We start from the raw sequence: 20,193 nt of genomic DNA on the forward strand, positions 1-20,193 counted from the left end.
GGCCGTCTGAAACGGACGTAAGGCTTGTGAATACTAAATGAGGAGAATTGATATGGATAACAATAACGTAGCGTTGATCACAAAACTGGTATTAGAAGCAGTGGAAAAGCAGAAAACGGCGGATGAAGGCGGTTTTCTGGTGCCGATTGGTGTTTCCGCAAGACACATACATCTGACCCAGGAACATGTGGAAGCGTTGTTCGGAAAAGGATATCAGCTGACAAAGAAAAAAGAACTGATGGGCGGACAGTTTGCCTCTAATGAGACAGTGACCATCGTTGGTTTAAAGCTTCGTGCTATAGAGAATGTAAGAATTTTAGGACCTGTAAGAAAAAGATCACAGGTGGAGATTTCTGCGACAGATGCCATACGCCTTGGCGTAAAAGCGCCGATCAGGGAGTCCGGCAATGTTGCAGGCAGCGCGGCGATCGCGGTAGTCGGGCCCAAGGGCGCGATTTATTTGAATGAAGGCTGCATTATCGCAAAGAGACACATTCATATGTCTCCGAAGGATGCAATGGCAGCCGGCGTACATGATGGAGATATTGTTTCTGTAAAAGCAGATAATGAAAGAGGAACTGTGTTCAATCATGTACAGATCCGTGTGGATGACAGTTTTACGTTGGAAATGCATATCGATACAGATGAAGCGAATGCAGCGAAGATTGCGACTGGAGATACAGTAAAGATCATGAAATAGAGAAAAAGAGTGACAGACCAATCGCAATAGGGAGGAAGACATGCTGATAGGAAAAGTAGTAGGAAGTGTTGTTTCAACACGGAAATGTGAAAATTTAGTCGGCAATAAATTTATGATTGTAGATGTTTTAGAGCATATGCAGTCCGGTGCAAAGCAACTCATTGCGATTGACAAGATTGGCGCAGGGATAGGTGAGTTTGTGCTGGTGGCACAGGGCAGTGCGGCGAGAATCGGAAGCGGTATGCCGGACGCGCCTGTCGATGCGGCAATCGTTGGAATTATTGACGATGGAACAGGACTGGAGTAGTGAAATTATGGATATGAAAGAATTAAGCAACATATTGCAACAAAATGGTATTGTTGGTGCAGGTGGTGCGGGCTTTCCAACATATGCAAAGTTAGACGAACGTGCAGAGACGATCATCTTAAACTGTGCAGAATGTGAACCACTACTAAGATTACATAGACAGCTTCTGGAGAAATATGCACAGGAGATCGTAGACACTTTCCATTTGATCGGAGAGGCAGTCGGTGCGAAAGAAGTGATCATCGGGATCAAGAAGGCATACAAAAAGACGATTGATGCTTTAAATGCTGTGATCGGAGAATATCCGGAAGTGAAGCTGGGGCTTTTAGACGAAGTGTATCCGGCAGGCGATGAAGTGGTTTTGATCTATGAAGTCACAGGCAAGGTTGTAAGACCGGGCGGACTTCCTATAGAAAGCGGCGTTGCCGTATTTAACGTAGAGACAGTGTATAATGTCTACAGAGCACTGCATGAGAAAAAGCCGGTGGAGGATAAACTGGTATCTGTTGTTGCTGAAGTAGAGCATCCCGTGACGGTGAGAGTACCGATCGGCACACCGCTTGATGAAGTAGTGGCTCTTGCCGGACGTGTGACAACGCCCAATCCGGTGTATTTTGTCGGCGGACCGATGATGGGAAATATCGGGACTGGGGCGCAGCCGGTGACAAAGACGACGAACGCCATCTTGGTTTTACCGGAAGATCATTATATCATTCAGAAAAAATTAAAAAAGAATTCCATTGATATGAAACGGGCGGCGGCTTGCTGCTGTCAATGTTCAATGTGTACGGATTTATGTCCAAGGCATTTGTTAGGGCATCCGATCGAACCGCATAAATTTATGCTGGCGGCTACATGCAAGGATGTACAGGAGCCGAATATTTTCATCAATACGATGTTCTGCTCATCCTGTGGTGTCTGTGAACTGTATTCCTGCTTCCAGGGACTTTCGCCGAGAAGCCTGATGGCGGAGTACAAGGCAGGGCTTCGGGCAAACGGGATCCGTCCGCCTAAGGTAGAGGCAAAGCCTGTGGGACCGGAGAGAGAATTCCGTAAAGTTCCGATGGAACGATTGATGTCACGGCTGGATCTGACAAAATACAATAAAGAAGCACCGTTAGATGAGTCAGAAGTGGCTGTCAAGAAGGTACGTATCTTGTTGAGCCAGCACATTGGCGCTCCGGCTTCTGCAGTCGTAAAGGCGGGAGACGAGGTAACAAAAGGACAGATGATCGCTGAGCCAGGAAAGGGATTGAGTGTAGGTATACATGCCTCTGTAAATGGTACAGTGAGTGAAGTAAATGAGAAATATATAATCATAGAAACGCAGGAAGGACGTGCAGGTAAATGAGTAAGGCAATTGGAATGGTAGAATATAAGACTGTTTCAGCAGGTATTACGGCAACAGACGCCATGGTAAAGACCTCTGAAGTCAATATCATTGAAGCACAGACAGTATGTCCGGGAAAATATATCGCAATCATTTCAGGTGACTTAAGCGCAGTAAAAGCAGCTGTTGACAATGCAAAGACTCTGCATGGCCTGCATCTGATCGACAGTTTTGTATTGGGGAATCCACATGAGTCCATTTTCCCGGCTATTTATGGAGCTGCAAATATTGAAGATGTTTCAGCTTTGGGAATTTTAGAAACGTATGATGCTTCTTCTATTATCGTAGCAGCAGATGAGGCTGCAAAGACAGCGATCGTAGATTTGATCGAACTTAGGATAGCAAGAGGTATGTGCGGAAAATCATATCTTATGCTGACAGGAGAAGTTGCGGCAGTAGAAGCGGCGATCGAGAGGGCAAAAGAATCTATTGCGGACAGAGGTATGTTCCTGGATTCTTCTGTTATCGCACATCCGGATGCACAGATCCGAAACGCTATTTTATAAAATTACCGGGAGGCAGTGCAATGCTTGCAATAGAGAGACGGAATGAAATATTGGATAAGCTGCAGGCTGAGAGACGTGTGGTCGTAAGTGAACTGAGTCATATTTATGATGTGTCGGAAGAGACGATCCGCAGAGACCTGGAAAAACTGGTCCATGACGGATATGCCATTAAAAGTTACGGAGGAGCGGTCATCAATGAAAATGTGAATATTGATCTGCCTTTCAATGTCAGGAAGAACCGTAACGTGATCGGAAAGCAAAGGATAGCTGAGTTAGTAGAAGAACTGGTTCAGGATGGGGACAGTCTGATGCTGGACGCAAGTTCTACGGCAGTGTATATCGCAAAAACGTTAAAGGAAAAAGAACGTAAAAATCTGACGATCATCACAAACTCTATTGAGATCATCATCGAATTGTTTGACGCGCCGGAATGGAGAGTTCTTTCTACCGGCGGTGTCTCACGAGAAGGTACATTTGCGTTAGTAGGACCTCAGACAGATAAAATGCTCCGTGCCTATCATGTGGACAAGACGATCATTTCCTGTAAAGGGATCGATCTTCATTCCGGGATCACGGATTCTGATGAACTGCATGCAAATAACAAGAAGACGATGCTGGAATCTGCAAAGAAAAGAATCCTTGCAGTGGACAGCAGCAAATTTGATAGAACAGCATTTACAGCGATTGGCTCTCTGGAGGAAGTTGCAGCTGTCGTTACGGATGAAAAACCGGAGATGAGCTGGCTTCAAAAATTTGAAGAATTGGGTATAGAATGTATCTATCCCAAATAGAGGAAGGGCGCTTATGAAGAGCTTTGATATTAAAACAAAAATATTTTTTGGGGATCAGGCATTAGATAGACTTGCAGAGGTGCCTTATAAAAAGGTACTGATCGTTACAGATCCTTTTGTGGCGAAAGGCAGTATGATCGACCTGGTAACAGAACCTCTGAAACGTGGAAATAAAGAATTTGAAATATTTAAAGATGTAGTTCCAGATCCACCGATCGAAAAGATCAGTGAAGGTGTAAAGAAAATGCTGGAGTACAAACCGGATGCGATCGTGGCAGTGGGTGGAGGATCTGCTATTGATTCTTCCAAATCTATCCGTGAATTCGCGCTGCGCGTAGATCCTTACGCAGAAGTAGGGTTGATCGCGATTCCTACGACGAGCGGCACGGGTTCCGAGGTGACATCCTTTGCGGTTGTTTCCGAACCGGCGGCACAGAGGAAGTATCCGCTTGTATCACGTTCCCTTACGCCGGATGAAGCGATTTTGGACGCCGAACTGGTGAAGAGTGTACCTCCGTCTATTACGGCAGATACAGGTATGGATGTGTTTACGCATGCACTGGAGGCATGTGTGAGCATTAATCGGAATGATTTCTCTACGGCATTAGCGGAGAAGGCGATAGAAATTTGCGGCGTATTTTTGCTGCGTGCGTATCTAGACGGAAATGACACACATGCACGCCAGAAAATGCATGCAGCTTCCTGCTTGGCAGGGCTTGCCTTTAATTCTGCGTCTTTGGGATTGAATCACGGTATGGCGCATCAGTTGGGGGCTACGTTCCACATTCCACATGGGCGTGCGAATGCGATGCTGCTTCCTCATATCATTGAATTCAACAGTGATATTAATAAGCACAGTAAGAGCAGGACTGAGTATCTGCCGGCAGTGAAACGATATGCCACGATCGCGCAGATACTGGGATTGAGCAGTTATAATGAGATCATGACAGTGCGCTCATTGGTAAACTGGGTGCAGTTCATGCTCAAAGAAATGGATATTCCTCTTTCCATCTCACAGATGGGAACGGTGACAGAGGAAGAATATTTTGGCGCGATCGACAGGATGGCAGACGCGGCTATGGCAGATGGCTGCACAGAGACGAATCCAAGAGTGCCAAGAAAGAAAGATGTTATAGAAATATATAAAAAGTTATGGTAAAAAAAACGGACTTGCGGTATACCTGTGAAAAGGGATACGCAGGTCCGTTTTTGTATATATGCCGTTTTGCAACAAAGAAGATACAGGAAAAAATGCTGCAATTAAAGGAGAAAAGTATATACGTACTTGTATAAGGTGCGGTACAGAGATGAGATATTGACATATGTTCATAAAGTGCTATACTTTAGATACAAAGGAGGTGAATACGATGGCAAGACCACAGAAGTGCAGGTGTATCTGTTCCAAACCCGGTGTGACAGAATTCCTTCCTGTAAGAGGAGGAGTTGTGGAAACTGTTCGTATAGGGTTTGATGAGTATGAGGCGATCCGACTGTTAGATCATGAACATTTGACGCAGGAGCAGTGCGCAAGAAAAATGGATGTATCTCGGCCTACTGTGACCCGGATCTATGATGAAGCGCGCCAAAAGATGGCGGATGCACTTGTAAACGGTAAAAAAATCGTGATCGGAGGCGGCGATGTCATCGTATGTCCATCGTTTAAGCCGGAATGTGCACATGTAAAGCATTGTTGTCATAGGACGGAGGAAAACCAGGTAAAATAAAGAAAGCGAGGAAAGCAGTATATGAAAGTGTTGATCATTGGCGGTGTCGCTGCGGGGACAAAGACGGCGGCAAAATTAAAACGAGAAGACCGCAGTATGGAAGTACTTGTATTGACGAAAGATGCAGATATTTCTTATGCGGGATGTGGTCTGCCGTATTATGTAGGAGGTCTGATCGAAGACAGAGAGGAACTGATCGTCAATACACCCCAGAAATATGCAGGATTGACAGGTGTTTCTGTGGAAACGGGAAAAGAAGTCATTGCTGTCAATGCCGGCGGGAAAAAAGTAACGGCAAGAGATGTGAAGTCGGGTGAAGAAAAGGAATATACATACGATCGCCTGGTGATCGCGACAGGGGCATCCCCGGCGGTCCTTCCGATTCCGGGGAAAGATCTTCCAGGGGTATTTAAGATGCGTACGCCGGATGACGCAGTTGCGATGCGTGCCTATGCAGAGGAAAAAGGCGTTAAGAAAGCAGTGGTTGTGGGAGCTGGCTTTATAGGTCTGGAAGTGGCAGAAAATCTGCATGCAAAAGGAATTGATGTAACTGTCATTGATTTTGCGGATCAGCTGCTTCCTAATATTGTAGATCATGAGATTGCTTTATATATCAAGAAGCATCTTTTAAAAGAAGGGATCCGTGTGATCACGGGAACAAAGGGAGAAGAGATCCTTGGCAATGAAGCAGTCAGTGGGATCCGGACATCCGCGGGTACATGGAAGTGTGAAATGGTCGTAATGGCAGCCGGGATCCGGCCAAATACAGAATTTGTAGAGGGAACCGGTATCGAGATGTTCAAGGGGACTATTAAGGTGGATTCCTCCTTGAAAACAAGTGTAGAGGATATTTATGCCGTGGGCGACTGCGCTATGGTAACAAACCGTATTACCAAGAAAGCACAGTGGTCGCCTATGGGATCCTCTGCCAATATGGAAGGCAGAACGTTGGCACAGATACTGGCAGGAGGGGAAAAGAGGTATCCAGGAGTTTTGGGGACAGGAGTTGTGAAATTACCGCATTTGAACTGCGGACGTACCGGTCTGACAGAAGCACAGGCAAAAGCAGCAGGATACGATGTGATCACAGCACTGGTCCCGACAGATGATAAAGCGCATTATTATCCGGATGCAGCTTTTTTTATCACAAAGATCATTGCAGACAGAACAAGCCATAAATTGCTGGGCATTCAGGTACTGGGACCCGGCGCTGTAGACAAGATGGTAGATATTGCGGTGATGGGGCTGAACATGGGCGCTGTATTAGAAGATTTTGAAAACGCCGATTTCGCATATGCTCCGCCTTTTTCTACAGCGATCCATCCGTTTGTACAGGCCGTGTATGTACTTGCAAATAAATTAAATGGATCTCTGGTCAGCATGACTCCCGCAGAGTATTTGGAAGGAAAGGCAGAAGGGTATAAAGTAGTGGATGTCAGCCCTGCTCCTACTATCCGGGGCGCTATGCATGTAGAACTTTCTTCTGTAAATGGAGAAATTCCGGGGCTGGATAAAGAAGAAAACATACTGCTTGTATGTGCGAGAGGAAAAAGAGGATATTTTCTGCAGAACAGAATGCGGTATTATGGTTATAAAAATACAGTGGTACTGGAAGGCGCAACGTTTTTTAATGATGTAAAGGTAAATGTGGCAGGGGAAAAAATATCCGCGGAGGAGATCACAAGAGTAAAAGCTCTCGGTTTTCTGCACGATAAGAGAACGCCGGATAAATTTAACGGACGTGTCATTACAAGAAATGGAAAGATCACGGCAGAAGAGGCCCGGACGATCGCGGAGGCGGCTGAAATGTTCGGAAGCGGAGAGGTGACCATGACTTCTCGTCTGACTATGGAGATTCAGGGCGTGCCGTTCGAAAATATCGAACCGCTGCGTGAATATCTGATGCAGGCAGGGCTGGAGACAGGAGGAACAGGATCAAAAGTGCGTCCGGTCGTGTCCTGTAAAGGAACGACTTGCCAGTATGGTCTGATCGATACGTTTGCTCTGTCAGAAGAAATCCATGAAAGATTTTATCATGGTTACAATACAGTCAAACTTCCTCACAAATTTAAGATTGCAGTGGGAGGGTGCCCAAATAATTGTGTAAAACCAGATTTAAACGACCTGGGTATCATTGGACAGAAAATACCACAGATCAGCCTGGAAAAATGTCGTGGTTGTAAAGTGTGTCAGATAGAGAAAGTCTGTCCGATTCAGACTGCGAAAATGGAAGATGGAAAAATCACGATTGACGAGAATGCATGTAATCATTGCGGCCGCTGCGTAGGAAAATGTCCGTTTAAGGCTGTGGAAGATTCTATTACTGGATACCGGATCTATATCGGTGGCCGTTGGGGCAAGAAAGTGGCACAGGGGAGATATCTGGACAAGATATTTACAGATAAAGAAGAGGTGCTCGCCGTCGTAGAAAAAGCGATTCTTTTGTTCCGCGAACAGGGAATCACAGGGGAACGTTTTGCGGACACAGTAGCAAGATTAGGGTTTGCTGACGTACAGGAGCAGCTCCTTGATAACGGACTGCTGGAGAGAAAGGCAGAAAACATAGCGGCACAGAAACACATGAAAGGTGGAGCAACCTGCTAGAAGAATAAATAGAAATTGAACGAAGCAACAAGCAGTGCGAAAAGAACAGCTCATGCCATGTGTCATGCTTGCATGTAAACACAGGGTATGAGCTGTTCCTTTTCATTCGGCAGCTGCTGCATGATAGGTACGTAGGATCAACTGCTCACAATGAGAGTCTGGTATCCGGCTCGTTTTAGCCTGCGTTCCATTTCGGCGGCATCGTCCAGTAGAGGATAGCTTCCGACAAAGACACGATAGAGTCCATCCTCTTGTATAGTGACCGCAGGAAAGTTTTGTTCCTTGAGTTCATTTTCGAGACGTGCCGCATAGTTCGGATTGCGGAAAGCCCCTGTCTGTACAGTATAGCCTGAAGGTAAAATATCATGTTCTACTTCCAGCGTATCTAGTATTCCTGCGGCGATTGCCTGTGCAATATCGTTAAAATTGTTGTCAAAAAGTGTATTGTCTGTATCAGAATTGAGAAAACCTACTTCTACAAGTACGGCAGGCATTTTCGTCCTTCTAAGTACAACAAGTCCGGGACGTTCCTTTACCCCGAGGTTTACAAAGCCAATCGCTTCCAGCTGTTCGTTTATATCTTCTGCCATCTTTAATTTGATGCCGGATTTATCATAGACAAGCGTTTCTACTCCGGAAACAGTGTTGTCAGTGGGATAGGAATTTCGATGTATAGAGACAAAAAAATTTACGCCGGCATTGTTTGCTTCCATGGCTTTTTCATAAGGAGATTCATATATATCTGTCGTACGCGTATATTCTACATCAATATCGTGATTTTGCAGTATTTCTCCGATGGCTAATGTAAGCTGCAAAGTATCGTCTTTTTCTTGTCTGCCCTCGTAGACTGCGCCCGGATCTCGTCCTCCATGTCCGGCGTCCAGCATAATGGAATAAGGCATAAAAACCCCTCCTGCATATCCTTTCTATCAGCATATGCGGGAGGGGTGGTATAGGTGTGTATATTCCCTGTATAGAATTAAGGAGTTTCGGACTTTTTACTGCTTTTTTCCGGAAGTTCATTTTCTTCCTGCATTTCTTCAGGAAGATATACATGCACACTCTCAACACGATTTTTATCTAATTTTTCCACAATAAGACGAAGCCCGTTCTGTGTAGTAACTTTATCGCCTAATTCCGGAAGACGATCTAGGTGTTCAATAATGAAGCCGCCAAGAGAATCATAATCCTCTGATTCAAGATTAAGATCTAATTCGTCATTAACGTCATCCAGGCTGACAGAACCTTCAATGATATATTCCCGATCATTTATCTTTTTGATAAAATCTTCCTCGTTTTCATCATATTCATCATGGATCTCACCGACAATCTCTTCCAGTATGTCCTCCAGTGTGATCAGTCCGGCTGTTTCCCCATATTCGTCCAAAACGATGGCGATATTAAAAGAAGCATCTCTCATTTCTACGAGAAGTTCGGAAATATTTTTATATTCATAGGTAAAATACGCTTCTCGAAGAATATCACGCACATGGAAAGAATCCAATTTATCGCTGTCAAATAAAAGCAGATCTTTCATGTTGATCGTTCCGATGACATTGTCAGTTGTTTCTTCATAGATAGGCAGACGGGTAAACTTATTTTCCCGGAATATTTCGATCAATTCTTTATAGGTGCTGTTTACATCTGCGAATATGATCTGTACCCGTGGGATCATGACATCCTTTGCCTTGGCGTCGCCTAGATCAAACACGTTGTAGATCATTTCTTTTTCTTCAGATTCGATCACGCCGTCCTCATGGCTTACGTCTACGATCGTACGAAGCTCATCTTCTGTCATGGTTGTATTGCGAGCATTTGGATCTACCCGCAGCAAGAAAAGGATAGCATTTGCGAAAAGATTGATGACGAAGATAACGGGAGTCATGATCGTCATGAAAATATGGATCACAGGTATATACAGCAGAGAGACTTTGTCTGCATGGATCGTTGCGAAGTTTTTCGGTGTTATTTCGCCAAAAACAAGGACTGCAAAAGTTAAGACAGCAGTGGCGATACTGACCATATATCCGCCGAAATCATAGGCGATCATTGCGGATAAAGAAGAAGCGGAAAGATTGACGATGTTGTTTCCGATCAAAATAGCGCTTAACATTTTAGACGTATGATTTTCTGTAATGTCTAAAACGAGTTTTGCGCGTTTGTTTCCCTGCTCAGAAAGATAACGCATCTTCATTTTATTTACAGTCATCAATGCAGTCTCCGCAGAAGAAAAGAAAGCAGATAGCGCAAGAAGAATCATCAATATGATAAATTGTATACTGTCACTCGAGTCCAATACTGTTGTTCACTCCTTTTGGTATAAATAATAAAAATAAAATTGTAGATATACTCTTTCAATATACACTATTTCTCAATAATTTGCAAGAAATTAAAGAGGACATCTTAGGGGCCGGCAGGGAGGAGCGCAAGAAGAGAACAGCTGCCTTTACTTTAAGAGAAGGTTGTTGTATGATGAAAAGGAAAAGATATATGAAATGGAGCGAAAAATGGATTTTTATAAAGAATTATGCAATATAACCGGAATAGAAAATGTACTTAAAGATGAGCCGATGAGCCGACATACAACTTTTAAGATCGGCGGACCGGCAGACTATTTTATTACACCGACAGGAGAAGAAGAAATCGAGAGAGTACTTTTGCTGTGCAGACAGTATAAGATTCCTTTTTATATCATGGGAAACGGCAGTAATCTTCTCGTAGGAGACAAGGGCTATCGGGGAGTTGTGCTTCAAATATTCAAAAGAATGAACGGTGTGGAAACAAGTGGTAAACAAGTGTATGCACAGGCAGGAGCACTTTTGTCGAAAATAGCGGCGAAAGCCTTGGAAGCAGGGCTGACAGGCTTTGAATTTGCTTCTGGTATTCCAGGAACATTAGGCGGTGCTTTGATGATGAATGCAGGAGCCTATGGCGGGGAAATGAAACAAGTATTGAAAAGCGCGAAAGTACTGGATCAAGAGGGGCATAGTCTTTCCCTGTCCATTGAGCAGATGGATATGGGATATCGTACCAGCATTTTTTCGAAAAATGGATATCTTGTTCTAAGCGCCGTATTGGAATTAGAACCAGGTGATAAAGAGACGATACAGATGAAGATGGAAGAATTAAGGTCAAGGCGGGTTACAAAGCAGCCTTTGGAATATGGAAGCGCGGGAAGCACTTTTAAGCGCCCTGAAGGGTATTTTGCAGGAAAACTGATCGAAGAGGCGGGGCTTAGAGGCTTTAGAGTCGGAGATGCGCAGGTGTCAGAGAAGCACTGTGGTTTTGTGATCAACAGAGGCAGCGCGACGGCGGCTGAGGTGACAGAACTGATGGAGCAGGTGATCGAACGAGTGGAGAAAAGTTCCGGTGTACGTCTGGAGCCGGAAGTAAAGAGGATAGGAGAGTTTTAAAAATGCGATTTGTGATCGTAACAGGGATGTCGGGGGCAGGAAAATCAACGGCATTAAAAATGCTGGAAGATATGGGGTATTTCTGCGTAGACAATCTCCCCATACTGTTGATGAAAAAATTTGCAGAGATGCTTGCCGAGCCTGACACAAAGATACGAAAAACCGCTTTGGGGATCGATATCAGAGGGGGACAGGATTTCTTGGGTCTGGAAGAAAGTCTGCGGCAGATTGACGGAATGGGGATCAAATATGAGATTCTTTTTTTAGACGCGAAAGACGACGTTCTTGTGAAGCGGTATAAAGAGACGAGAAGGCAGCATCCTTTGAGCGGTTCCGGCAGGATAGATAAGGGAATCGCAAGGGAACGTGAAAAAATCGCGTTCTTAAAAATGAAGGCGACGTATATACTGGATACAAGTAAGATGCTTACCCGGGAACTGCGTCTTGAATTGGAAAAAATATTTGTGGAAGGGAAAAACTTCAAAAATCTGTATATTACGATTATGTCTTTTGGTTTTAAATACGGGGTTCCGCAGGATGCAGATCTTGTGTTTGACGTCAGGTTTTTGCCAAATCCATATTATATAGAAGAACTAAAAGCCAAGACCGGAAATGATCCGGAAGTGCAGGACTATGTGATGGAAAATGACAAAGGAAGGATTTTTCTGGCAAAATTAAAAGATATGATGGAGTTTTTGATACCCAATTATATCTTGGAGGGGAAAAATCAACTTGTTGTGGCAATTGGCTGTACAGGAGGAAAACACCGCAGCGTGACGCTTGCGAACGCACTGTACCATATACTTGAGCCGGAGGAGAATTATGGGATTCGGATCGAGCATAGGGATATTGAAAAAGATGCTTTGAGAAAGAGGAAATAAAGATGTCATTTTCTGGTAAGGTGAAGGACGAGATTGGAAAGAAAATTAGTACGGCGAGGCACTGCCAGATAGCAGAAATTGCGGCTATATTAGAATTATGCGGGACGGTTGTCGTCAATGGTTTCAATCAGTACAGTATAAAAATCCATACGGAAAATCTAGTTGTTGCAAGAAAGGTCTTTACATTAATAGAAAAAACATTTAATATAAAGACTGATATCTCTATCCGAAGAAATATTGTGAAACACAGTGTTTCATATTCTGTTATTGTAAAACGTCATGAAGAAGCACTGCGTATTCTCCAAGCGGCAAAAATGCTGGATGAGAGTCATTTGGGACTAGAAGAGATCCAACCGGTCAATCCTCTTGTCGTAAAGCAGATATGTTGCAGGCGTGCATATATCAGAGGCGCGTTTTTGGCAGCAGGCTCTATGAGTGATCCGGAGAAATCTTATCATTTGGAAATGGTATGTCCTTCGGAGAAGATGGCACAGAAGCTTCGGGAATTGATATGTGGTTTCTCTATGGATGCTAAGATCGTCCGCCGCAAGAAATCCTATATCGTATATCTGAAAGAAGGGGCACAGATAGTAGATATCCTGAATATTATGGAGGCGCATGTCGCTTTGATGGAACTGGAAAATGTCCGAATACTCAAAGAGATGAGAAACTCTGTAAATCGGAAGGTAAATTGTGAAACTGCCAATATCAACAAAACCGTATCTGCCGCAGTAAAGCAAGCGGAAGATATTACATATCTTAAGGAGACGATCGGTTTTGAAAAGTTGTCTGAAGGATTAGAAGAGGTTGCACTTGCCCGCCTTACATATCCGGATGCAACGTTGAAGGAGTTGGGAGAGCTCCTGTCTCCCCCTGTCGGAAAATCAGGGGTGAATCACAGGCTTAGAAAATTAAGCGAACTGGCAGAAAAGGTAAGGCAAGAACAAGGAGGATTATTATGATTAAAACACCAGTCGTAGTAAGGCACAGCAAAGGTCTTGACGGGAGACCGATTGCATTGTTGGTACAGGAGGCAAGCCAGTACGTAAGTCAGATACATATTATGGTAAATGGCAAGAAGATCAATGCAAAGAGTATTATGGGAATGATGAGTCTGAGTCTTGCAGAAGGGGAAGAACTTACAGTTGTAACAGAAGGTGATGATGAAAAAAAAGCTGCTGAAGGAATCAAAACATTTTTTACCAAAGTGAAACAATAAGCAGTTTATAATACAGGAAAGTAAAAGGAGGTTGTACTTTTGTACAGCCTCTTTTATAATAAAAAAGACAGACGGGAGGGATACAGGGATGAAGAAAATGTTATTTATCTATAATCCAAATGCGGGCACAGGACTTCTAAAGCCCAAGCTATCAGATGTGTTAGATATTTTTGTAAAGGGAGGGTATGAAGTCACTGTCTATCCTACGCAGAGGTATCATGATGCTTTGGCAAAGATGAAAAGTTATGAAGAAGAATATGACCTTGTCGTATGCAGCGGAGGGGATGGAACTTTAGACGAAGTGGTAACAGGAATGTTATTCCGAGAAAAGCAGGTACCTATAGGGTATATCCCGACGGGGACGACAAATGATTTTGCCAATAGCCTTCATATATCAAGAAATATATTAGAAGCGGCAGATACAGCGGTGAATGGTGTGCCTTTTTCATGTGATGTGGGTGTGTTTAATGACGATTATTTCATCTATATTGCGGCATTCGGTCTGTTTACGGATGTTTCTTATGAGACGAAACAGAGTATGAAGAATGTGCTGGGACATCTTGCCTACGTGCTGGAAGGAGCAAAAAGGCTGTTTAATATTCCTTCTTATCAGATCAAGGTGACATATGAAGACGGAGTGATAGAAGATGAATTCATCTTCGGAATGGTGACGAATTCACGCTCTGTAGGAGGATTCAAAGGAATTGTAGGGCGTGATATTGTTTTTGATGACGGAGAATTTGAAGTTACACTGATCAAGATGCCTAAGAATCCGATAGAACTAAATGAGATTGTAGCGTCTCTTCTTATTAAACAGATAGATTCAAAACATATGTATTCTTTCAAGTCAGGCAATGTACAGTTTGAGTCGCTTGAAGAGATTCCCTGGACTTTGGACGGGGAGTTTGGCGGCGAACACGATAAAGTTATTGTGAAAAATAAAAAGCAAGGGCTGCAGATCATGGTGAGGGACAACATGGTCTCCAATTTATCTGTGGATGCACAGTGATCTGCCAGGAGTCTTAAATATTCAGGGAAAATGGGAGCGCGAAAGAACAGCATGCATTCCATGATATGGATTGGCAACCATGCAGAAAAATCGCTGCTCCTATTTCATATTTGATTACCTTTTTGATTACCTTAGAATTTTAAAGAAAAAAGAAAATGCCAAAAAACCGTGTGGTTGACAGCTTTTTGGCATGTATGAAAAGTGACTCCAAGGGGAATCGAACCCCTGATTCCAGCGTGAGAGGCTAGCGTCTTAACCGCTTGACCATGGAGCCATATGAAATTTTAGCTGTGTGAAAATGAATCAATCTTTCACAAGCGAATTTTATTATACTATAAACTTCTGGATTATGCAAGAACTTTTTTGCTTTTTATTTTTTTATTTGCAAGATTTTTAATGTCTTTTTTATGCCCTGGATTTATGGATTGTTTTTTAGAGTATGATGGGATATAATGAGAACAGATTTAAAACTTATTGTCAGCCCGTTAATAGGAGTAAAGACAGAATTGGAGGAAGAGAATATGTTAGTATCAGCAACAGAAATGCTTCAGAAAGCAAAAGCAGGACATTATGCAGTAGGACAGTTTAACATTAATAATCTGGAGTGGACAAAAGCTATCCTGCTGACAGCACAGGAATGTAACTCACCGGTTATCCTGGGGGTTTCAGAGGGTGCAGGTAAATATATGACAGGCTATAAGACAGTGGTTGGAATGGTAAATGGAATGATAGAAGAACTGGGCATCACAGTTCCGGTAGCGCTGCACTTAGATCACGGCAGCTATGAAGGATGTATGAAATGTGTAGAAGCAGGCTTCTCATCTATTATGTTTGACGGTTCTCACTATCCAATCGAAGAAAATGTAGAAAAGACGAAAGAACTTGTTAAGATCGCGCACGAAAATCATATGTCTATTGAAGCAGAGGTTGGTTCTATCGGCGGAGAGGAAGACGGTGTGATTGGCAGAGGTGAATGTGCTGATCCGCAGGAATGTAAAATGATCGCAGACCTGGGAATCGATTTTCTGGCTGCGGGAATAGGGAACATTCATGGAAAATACCCAGAGAATTGGGAAGGATTAAGCTTTGATACTCTGGACGCGATCCAGCAGCTGACAGGGGATATGCCTCTGGTTCTTCATGGCGGTACAGGGATACCGGAAGATATGATTAAGAAAGCAATCGGGCTTGGCGTCGCAAAGATCAATGTAAATACAGAATGTCAGCTGTCTTTTGCGGCAGCTACAAGGAAATATGTAGAGGCAGGAAAAGATCTGGAGGGCAAAGGTTTTGACCCGAGAAAATTACTGAAGCCTGGTACAGAGGCAATTATGCAGACAGTGAAAGAGAAGATGGAATTATTCGGTTCTGTAGGAAAGGCGTAATGCCAGAGCAGGAAGAAAATAGTGTCAAAAAATGAAAGATTTACTTGCCTTTTTTCGGCGCTTGCGTTATACTAACATACGCAGATGTGACAGGGGCGTTCCAGCATGGTTGGAGTGCCCTTTTTTCTGCTTTGTTGTGAAAAAACATGGAGAAAGGGAAAAACTATGAACACAGAAAAGTTCAATGTAGCCGACATTTTTGGAGAAAATGTATTTAATGATACTGTGATGCAGGAACGGCTGCCTAAAAAAGTTTACAAGAATCTGAAGAATACGATTCAAGAGGGAAAAGAATTAGATCTTGAGACAGCGGATGTAATCGCGCACGAAATGAAAGAATGGGCAATAGAAAAGGGCGCGACACACTATACGCATTGGTTTTTGCCGCTGACAGGTGTGACGGCGGAAAAGCATGATTCTTTTATTTCCGCACCTCTTCCCAGCGGGAAGATCTTAATGAGTTTCTCTGGTAAAGAGTTGATCAAAGGGGAACCAGATGCTTCTTCTTTTCCTTCAGGAGGGCTGAGGGCTACATTTGAAGCCAGAGGCTATACAGCATGGGACTGTACCTCTCCGGCATTCGTCAGACAGGATGCCGCAGGAGCTACTCTTTGTATTCCAACGGCATTTTGTTCTTATACAGGAGAAGCGCTGGATCAGAAGACGCCGCTTCTGCGTTCTATGGAAGCGATCAATGGGCAGGCATTAAGGCTTCTTAGACTTTTTGGAAACACGACGTCCAAGAAAGTGACGCCGTCTGTAGGGGCGGAGCAGGAATATTTTTTGGTAAATGCGAAGAAATTTCTCCAGAGAAAAGATCTGATCTATACAGGACGCACCTTGTTTGGAGCTATGCCGCCTAAAGGGCAGGAGTTGGACGATCATTATTTCGGCACTATACGTCAGCGGATTGCTTCATTTATGCGGGATGTGAATATTGAACTGTGGAAAGTAGGCGTATCTTCTAAGACACAGCATAATGAAGTGGCGCCGGCGCAGCACGAATTGGCTCCGATCTATACAGAGGCAAATATTGCGGTAGACCACAATCAGATCGTTATGCAGACGTTAAAACGTGTGGCAAGCCAGCACGGAATGAAGTGTCTGCTTCATGAGAAGCCTTTTGCAGGGGTGAACGGCTCGGGAAAACATAATAACTGGTCGATCATAACAGATGACGGTATTAATATGTTGGATCCTGGGAAGACACCCCATGAAAATATCCAATTTCTGCTGATCTTGACCTGCATTTTAAAAGCGGTAAACCGACATGCAGACCTGCTGCGTGAATCTGCGGCGGATCCGGGGAATGATCACAGGCTGGGAGCAAATGAAGCACCTCCGGCGATTATTTCTGTTTTTCTTGGAGAACAGTTAGAAGATGTCATAGATCAGCTGATCAGTACAGGAGAGGCAACACATAGTATAAAAGGTGAGAGGCTGGAAACAGGAGTTAGGACATTGCCGGAATTGGTAAAGGATGCTACAGATAGAAACCGTACGTCTCCGTTTGCTTTTACAGGAAATAAATTTGAATTCCGCATGGTTGGTTCAAGGGATTCTATCGCTTCTTCTAATATTGTATTGAACACAATTGTCGCAGAGGCGTTTTCCGAAGCCTGTGATGAGTTGGAACAGGCAGAAGATTTCCAACTTGCGGTACATGATTTGATCAAGAAATATGCGACAGAGAATCAGAGGATTATCTTTAATGGGGACGGTTATTCTGAAGCGTGGGTGGAAGAAGCGGAAAAGAGAGGCCTGCATAATATCCGTTCTATGGTTGAGGCGATCCCGGCTATGGTCTCTGATAAAGCAGTCGCTTTGTTTGAGAAGTTTGGCGTGTTTACAAAGGCAGAATTAGAGTCCCGGGCGGAAATCCAGTACGAATCTTACGCAAAGGCAATCAATATCGAAGCGCGTACTATGATCGACATGGCAAGAAAGCAGTTTATTCCCGCGGTCATGAAATATACGAAGGAACTGGCAGATACGGTTAATGCAGTGACAGCGGCAGGAGCGGACGCAAGCGTGCAGTTAGATTGTCTGAAAGAAGTGTCGGAACTTTTAAAAGAGACAAGAGAAGCGCTGAGAGGACTGGAGAATGTGGTCCGAGAAGCCGGGGAAAAAGAAGAAGGACCGGAAGAAGCAAAATTTTTCTATTATACGGTTGTTCCTGCTATGGAAAATCTGCGTACGCCGGTGGATAAACTGGAGATGATCGTTGATAAAGAAGCGTGGCCTATGCCGTCTTATGGAGATCTGCTTTTTGAAGTGTAGAGAAATACAGAAAAAGGGAGCTGTACATATGTACGGCTCCTTTTTCTGTAAGAAAGTTAGTGAGTGCTGCCTTTTCCGCTTCCTCCGACGATGATATCATCGTCCACGATAGGCTGCAGCCAGAGTTCTCCTGGCGTTTCGGGAATATAAGGCATCAATATGTAGGAAGGGTAATCCTTGTCACGGTAAATCTTGTAATTGATCGTATTTGCGCTTGGGATTGGTCCAAGGTGATCCATTTTAGCCTGCCATGCACCGGATTGAGGCTCGAAGTTGTCCATGGCTTTGATTTCCAGTTCAATCGCAGAGCCTGCCGGGAATACCATACCAATCGGATTGATCTCGATAACGTACTCGCGGATTTCGCCTGGGGTCACAGGGATTCTCTTTGTATAGTCATGTACCGGGCGGCCGATCTGACTCTTTTCTTTATCAAGCGGATAACTTGCTTTCAGAGATCCGGTGCGGCATACAGGAAGGCGGGTTCCGCCGGGGGTGATCTGGTGCAGTTTTACGATGAAGTTGGCGTCGCTGCTGTCGATTGCTGCCCATAGATGGAGCTCGATCGGTCCGGTGAATTCTGTCGGACGGTTGAAGCGGTCTGTACGGTAAGTCAGTTTTTCCACCTCTGTAGTAATGTGAGGAGGACGGTGTGTAAAACTGTCCGGCGGCAGACTGCCTTCCACGACAGGTTCCCAGCGCAGGTTGCCGAATGTATGCAGATAAAGTTTTTTCCAGTGTGTTCTTGCCAGTGGATATTCGTGTTCGTAACGATAACCACGTCCGATAATATTTAATTTCATCGGAGGTTCGTCTACAATACCGGTATCGATACCTTTCATCCAGTAATCATACCAGCGAAGCTGTTCCTCGTTCATGAAGCGATAAGGCAGTTCCATGCCATTATATCCTTCCATGACGCCGCAGCGTTTGTATACGTTTAGTTCTTTGGAGTTCATGGCATTAAATACAGGAGCTGACCAACGTCCGTTAGGAGCCCATCCGCACTTAAAGTATACAGGCACCTTGATTTTGTCATACTTATATTTCATAGAACGTGGGCGCCAGAAATCATCTTCTTGTGGATGCAGCAGGTAGTCCAGATAGAAAGTATGATATTTTGGAGGCCATACGTTGAACATTTTGTTGAAATATGTGTTGATGGCAATATCTGGATCTTTTTGTACTTCTTCAATCCGTTCTTTCATTTCTTCTTCAGACATCATTTTGCTGGTCCAGGTAACAGGATTATTTGCCGGACACAGTTCCCAATACATGTTCATATACGTATCTGCGACACCGCCGTAATAGCCATGCTGGTAATAATCATCCGTATAGCTAAGAGGCATGATACATACTAGATGCGGAGGCTGCAAAGCAGCAGTAAGCGCCTGGATGATCCCAAAATAAGAATAACCGGCAAGGGCTACTTTTTCGGTGCTCCATGGACATTCTGTACCTGCCCATTCTACATAGTCATAAACATCTTCCTGTTCCTGCGGATTATATACGCCCAGATATTCGCCTTCGCTGCGTCCGATACCGCGTCCGTCGGGAATGATATAGGTATATCCCCTTTGTACAAAGAAATCAATATCGCCAGCTTCCAGACTATGGTCAAAATAGTTGGATGTTCCCGGCAAAGAGCCGTGGCGCATGCGCTGCATTTTCTTGCCGTAGGCGGAATATGCAATGAGAGAAGGCGCTTTTTCGATCTCTGCCGGATGGTATACGTCCACATATGTTTTTGTGCCGTCTCGCAGGATGACTTCTACGTTTTCTTCTAGTTTTACGGTATAGACCGGTTTGGAGAGTTTATCAAGATTCTTGGTGTAACGTCTGTCCCAATATACAGGAACTTTTTCCAGACCGGTCTCTTCATAGAATTGTTCTTGGTTCATAATCGTACCTCCTATGTTTTGATAAACCCAGTATATCGGAAAATAGTATATAAAGTCTGTCTATAATGTGACACAAGAGAAAA

18 protein-coding genes and 1 tRNA gene are annotated in these 20,193 nt (G+C 44.0%); 15 read left to right on the top strand and 4 right to left on the bottom strand.

What is annotated here, in order from left to right; translation table 11 throughout:
* Positions 1-52: 52 nt before the first annotated feature.
* From BN3282_RS03320 to BN3282_RS03355, 8 genes are all read left to right on the top strand, one after another.
* Positions 53-700 carry a phosphate propanoyltransferase gene (locus BN3282_RS03320; protein WP_059066692.1) on the top strand — a complete coding sequence of 216 codons (648 nt, stop codon included), beginning with the start codon at positions 53-55 and terminating at the stop codon, positions 698-700.
* Positions 701-740: 40 nt separating this feature from the next.
* On the top strand, positions 741-1,007 hold the full coding sequence (locus BN3282_RS03325) for a EutN/CcmL family microcompartment protein (RefSeq protein ID WP_059066693.1): 267 nt from the start codon (positions 741-743) through the stop codon (positions 1,005-1,007).
* A gap of 7 nt (positions 1,008-1,014) precedes the next feature.
* Positions 1,015-2,358: a 4Fe-4S dicluster domain-containing protein gene (locus tag BN3282_RS03330; protein WP_059066694.1), complete on the top strand. Its 1,344-nt coding sequence runs from the start codon at positions 1,015-1,017 to the stop codon at positions 2,356-2,358.
* Positions 2,355-2,903 carry a BMC domain-containing protein gene (locus BN3282_RS03335; RefSeq protein ID WP_059066695.1) on the top strand — a complete coding sequence of 183 codons (549 nt, stop codon included), beginning with the start codon at positions 2,355-2,357 and terminating at the stop codon, positions 2,901-2,903. The genes BN3282_RS03330 and BN3282_RS03335 overlap by 4 nt, the downstream gene beginning before the upstream one ends.
* A 20-nt stretch (positions 2,904-2,923) precedes the next feature.
* Positions 2,924-3,694: a DeoR/GlpR family DNA-binding transcription regulator gene (locus tag BN3282_RS03340; protein WP_059066696.1), complete on the top strand. Its 771-nt coding sequence runs from the start codon at positions 2,924-2,926 to the stop codon at positions 3,692-3,694.
* Between the two features lie 13 nt (positions 3,695-3,707).
* Entirely contained in the window at positions 3,708-4,853 is a 1,146-nt protein-coding gene (locus tag BN3282_RS03345) for a 1-propanol dehydrogenase PduQ (RefSeq protein ID WP_059066697.1), read from the top strand.
* Positions 4,854-5,061: 208 nt separating this feature from the next.
* Complete coding sequence (locus tag BN3282_RS03350) at positions 5,062-5,418, top strand: DUF134 domain-containing protein (RefSeq protein WP_059066698.1); 357 nt, start codon at positions 5,062-5,064, stop codon at positions 5,416-5,418.
* 21 nt (positions 5,419-5,439) lie between these two features.
* Positions 5,440-8,022: an FAD-dependent oxidoreductase gene (locus BN3282_RS03355; RefSeq protein WP_059066699.1), complete on the top strand. Its 2,583-nt coding sequence runs from the start codon at positions 5,440-5,442 to the stop codon at positions 8,020-8,022.
* 137 nt (positions 8,023-8,159) lie between these two features.
* Here the strand turns inward: BN3282_RS03355 and BN3282_RS03360 are convergent, their stop codons facing one another.
* Both BN3282_RS03360 and BN3282_RS03365 read right to left on the bottom strand, forming a co-directional pair.
* The gene (locus tag BN3282_RS03360) at positions 8,160-8,924 is read right to left on the bottom strand and encodes an N-acetylmuramoyl-L-alanine amidase (protein ID WP_059066700.1); all 765 of its coding nucleotides are present in this window, start codon (positions 8,922-8,924) and stop codon (positions 8,160-8,162) included.
* Between the two features lie 77 nt (positions 8,925-9,001).
* A complete protein-coding gene (locus BN3282_RS03365; RefSeq protein ID WP_059066701.1) occupies positions 9,002-10,318 on the bottom strand; it encodes an HlyC/CorC family transporter in 1,317 nt (438 codons plus the stop codon).
* A 199-nt stretch (positions 10,319-10,517) separates the two neighbouring features.
* Here BN3282_RS03365 and murB point away from each other — a divergent pair, with 199 nt between their 5' ends.
* From murB to BN3282_RS03390, 5 genes are all read left to right on the top strand, one after another.
* Positions 10,518-11,435, top strand: a complete 918-nt coding sequence (murB, locus tag BN3282_RS03370) for a UDP-N-acetylmuramate dehydrogenase (RefSeq protein WP_059066878.1) — start codon at positions 10,518-10,520, stop codon at positions 11,433-11,435.
* 2 nt (positions 11,436-11,437) lie between these two features.
* Positions 11,438-12,316: an RNase adapter RapZ gene (gene rapZ / locus BN3282_RS03375; protein WP_059066702.1), complete on the top strand. Its 879-nt coding sequence runs from the start codon at positions 11,438-11,440 to the stop codon at positions 12,314-12,316.
* 2 nt (positions 12,317-12,318) lie between these two features.
* Complete coding sequence (gene whiA / locus BN3282_RS03380; RefSeq protein WP_059066703.1) at positions 12,319-13,278, top strand: DNA-binding protein WhiA; 960 nt, start codon at positions 12,319-12,321, stop codon at positions 13,276-13,278.
* Positions 13,275-13,535 carry an HPr family phosphocarrier protein gene (locus BN3282_RS03385; RefSeq protein ID WP_059066704.1) on the top strand — a complete coding sequence of 87 codons (261 nt, stop codon included), beginning with the start codon at positions 13,275-13,277 and terminating at the stop codon, positions 13,533-13,535. The genes whiA and BN3282_RS03385 overlap by 4 nt, the downstream gene beginning before the upstream one ends.
* An 88-nt stretch (positions 13,536-13,623) precedes the next feature.
* Positions 13,624-14,544 carry a diacylglycerol/lipid kinase family protein gene (locus tag BN3282_RS03390; protein WP_059066879.1) on the top strand — a complete coding sequence of 307 codons (921 nt, stop codon included), beginning with the start codon at positions 13,624-13,626 and terminating at the stop codon, positions 14,542-14,544.
* 202 nt (positions 14,545-14,746) lie between these two features.
* Here the strand turns inward: BN3282_RS03390 and BN3282_RS03395 are convergent.
* A tRNA-Glu gene (locus tag BN3282_RS03395) sits at positions 14,747-14,818 on the bottom strand.
* Positions 14,819-15,065: 247 nt separating this feature from the next.
* On the opposite strand from BN3282_RS03395, the gene fba reads away from it, so the two are divergent.
* Complete coding sequence (gene fba, locus BN3282_RS03400) at positions 15,066-15,929, top strand: class II fructose-1,6-bisphosphate aldolase (RefSeq protein WP_059066880.1); 864 nt, start codon at positions 15,066-15,068, stop codon at positions 15,927-15,929.
* A gap of 165 nt (positions 15,930-16,094) precedes the next feature.
* A complete protein-coding gene (locus BN3282_RS03405) occupies positions 16,095-18,209 on the top strand; it encodes a glutamine synthetase III family protein (RefSeq protein ID WP_059066881.1) in 2,115 nt (704 codons plus the stop codon).
* A 56-nt stretch (positions 18,210-18,265) separates the two neighbouring features.
* Here the strand turns inward: BN3282_RS03405 and BN3282_RS03410 are convergent, their stop codons facing one another.
* On the bottom strand, positions 18,266-20,110 hold the full coding sequence (locus BN3282_RS03410; RefSeq protein ID WP_059066705.1) for a CocE/NonD family hydrolase: 1,845 nt from the start codon (positions 20,108-20,110) through the stop codon (positions 18,266-18,268).
* Between the last annotated feature and the right edge of the window lie 83 nt (positions 20,111-20,193).

Origin of the sequence: Mediterraneibacter massiliensis, from assembly GCF_001487105.1 — a bacterium.
GTDB classification, from domain to species: domain Bacteria; phylum Bacillota; class Clostridia; order Lachnospirales; family Lachnospiraceae; genus Mediterraneibacter; species Mediterraneibacter massiliensis.

Bases quoted from the DNA above. Each gene is read 5' to 3' on its own strand.
- BN3282_RS03320 (WP_059066692.1), top strand. From the start codon at position 53: ATGGATAACAATAACGTAGCGTTGATCACAAAACTGGTATTAGAAGCA.
- BN3282_RS03325 (WP_059066693.1), top strand. From the start codon at position 741: ATGCTGATAGGAAAAGTAGTAGGAAGTGTTGTTTCAACACGGAAATGT.
- BN3282_RS03330 (WP_059066694.1), top strand. From the start codon at position 1,015: ATGGATATGAAAGAATTAAGCAACATATTGCAACAAAATGGTATTGTT.
- BN3282_RS03335 (WP_059066695.1), top strand. From the start codon at position 2,355: ATGAGTAAGGCAATTGGAATGGTAGAATATAAGACTGTTTCAGCAGGT.
- BN3282_RS03340 (WP_059066696.1), top strand. From the start codon at position 2,924: ATGCTTGCAATAGAGAGACGGAATGAAATATTGGATAAGCTGCAGGCT.
- BN3282_RS03345 (WP_059066697.1), top strand. From the start codon at position 3,708: ATGAAGAGCTTTGATATTAAAACAAAAATATTTTTTGGGGATCAGGCA.
- BN3282_RS03350 (WP_059066698.1), top strand. From the start codon at position 5,062: ATGGCAAGACCACAGAAGTGCAGGTGTATCTGTTCCAAACCCGGTGTG.
- BN3282_RS03355 (WP_059066699.1), top strand. From the start codon at position 5,440: ATGAAAGTGTTGATCATTGGCGGTGTCGCTGCGGGGACAAAGACGGCG.
- BN3282_RS03360 (WP_059066700.1), bottom strand. From the start codon at position 8,924: ATGCCTTATTCCATTATGCTGGACGCCGGACATGGAGGACGAGATCCG.
- murB (WP_059066878.1), top strand. From the start codon at position 10,518: ATGGAGCGAAAAATGGATTTTTATAAAGAATTATGCAATATAACCGGA.
- rapZ (WP_059066702.1), top strand. From the start codon at position 11,438: ATGCGATTTGTGATCGTAACAGGGATGTCGGGGGCAGGAAAATCAACG.
- whiA (WP_059066703.1), top strand. From the start codon at position 12,319: ATGTCATTTTCTGGTAAGGTGAAGGACGAGATTGGAAAGAAAATTAGT.
- BN3282_RS03385 (WP_059066704.1), top strand. From the start codon at position 13,275: ATGATTAAAACACCAGTCGTAGTAAGGCACAGCAAAGGTCTTGACGGG.
- BN3282_RS03390 (WP_059066879.1), top strand. From the start codon at position 13,624: ATGAAGAAAATGTTATTTATCTATAATCCAAATGCGGGCACAGGACTT.
- fba (WP_059066880.1), top strand. From the start codon at position 15,066: ATGTTAGTATCAGCAACAGAAATGCTTCAGAAAGCAAAAGCAGGACAT.
- BN3282_RS03405 (WP_059066881.1), top strand. From the start codon at position 16,095: ATGAACACAGAAAAGTTCAATGTAGCCGACATTTTTGGAGAAAATGTA.
- BN3282_RS03410 (WP_059066705.1), bottom strand. From the start codon at position 20,110: ATGAACCAAGAACAATTCTATGAAGAGACCGGTCTGGAAAAAGTTCCT.